The organism is Cysteiniphilum sp. 19S12-1 (assembly GCF_052030685.1).
Classification (GTDB): Bacteria; Pseudomonadota; Gammaproteobacteria; order Francisellales; family Francisellaceae; genus Caedibacter.
This window is the reverse complement of the sequence record NZ_JBQAJM010000083.1, coordinates 1-1,173: the sequence shown is the minus strand read 5'-3', so window position 1 is coordinate 1,173 and position 1,173 is coordinate 1. Positions and strand designations below refer to the sequence as shown.

Annotated in this window: 2 protein-coding genes; both read right to left on the bottom strand. The window is 36.5% G+C overall.

The genetic code is table 11. The features are described from left to right. Positions 1-209: 209 nt before the first annotated feature. Positions 210-650 carry a transposase gene (locus tag ACTS4L_RS11310; protein ID WP_440652069.1) on the bottom strand — a complete coding sequence of 147 codons (441 nt, stop codon included), beginning with the start codon at positions 648-650 and terminating at the stop codon, positions 210-212. Next, positions 548-1,072, bottom strand: a complete 525-nt coding sequence (locus ACTS4L_RS11305) for a transposase (RefSeq protein WP_440652068.1) — start codon at positions 1,070-1,072, stop codon at positions 548-550. The genes ACTS4L_RS11310 and ACTS4L_RS11305 overlap by 103 nt, the downstream gene beginning before the upstream one ends. Positions 1,073-1,173: the final 101 nt, after the last annotated feature.

The following is a 1,173-nucleotide window of genomic DNA, read 5'->3' as shown; positions in this document are numbered from 1 at the left end:
CAACTCATTGCAAGTTACCTGGATATTGACTACTCAAATATTTCTAAATCTGGATTCTTAAGACAATTTTTTATGCCATTCTCAATGATTGACAAAAATCAATCAGTCTTGTATTAAATTAAACCATTTATCCTGATTGTAAGGCGTAAAGCATTCTGGCAACTCACACCATAATTTAAAAATCTAACTGTCCGTAAAGTGAAAACTAACTATTGAGTAAAATGACGCAAATTAATCATTGTGTACGCAATTGTTTTCAGCGCGTAATGCAGTTTACTAATGTGCTCAAATCGCATTAACAAACGCTTGAACTTATCTTCCCATGCAAATACACGCTCAATCGTCTCAAACCTCTCTTTAAAAATACTTTCGTCAAATATGCGCTTTCTGCCACGCTTGGTCTTCTTGCGATTACGCTTGTTTTCATTAACATTAGGGATCATGTTATGGTTGAAAATCAGCTTTCTATTAGCTTGACTATCATATCCACCGTCCAAGCTCATGACACATTTATCTATTGTAAAACCTACCGCTTTAGATGTTTTCTTCAATGATTGCAGCGCCTCTGGAAATAAAGGGGATTCATTACGATTGCCAGGAGCGGCAATAAATGGCGCAAGTACATTTGCATTTCGATCACAAAAAGCCACAACTTTATCACCAGTAAGATGTTTATGACCATTTCTGCCAATATTGTCGCCCCTTTTTTTGCGGCAGCGCTAGTGCCGTCACCGTGAATTACTGTCGTGTCAAGCTTGCCATTATCATGCAAGGTTTTTACAGAATGGCAAAATATAAGATCAAAACAACCATCATTTTCCCACCGCCTAAACTGCCTATAAATACTTGTATAATGTATCTCTGGCTTACCATCCTCTGTCTTTTCAATAGGGAGCGTTTTCCATTGGCATCCCATATGTAAGAATTTCAGGATGTAGTTAAATATTTTAAAAAATGGCAGTTTTGTTGATGGGCCTCGAGCTCCACTGGTAAGGTGCTCACAGATAAATTCATTAAACTGATTTTCTGTCAGAACAGTTAGAATCTCTTTATACTTATTGCGTTTGGTCATTTTCAGCCTTAAAAGTATCGTCTGAATGAAATGAGTAGGCTATGGTAGCAAGTCTTTATTTTAAAGGCATTAAGAAAAATTAATAACTTGCAATGAGTTGT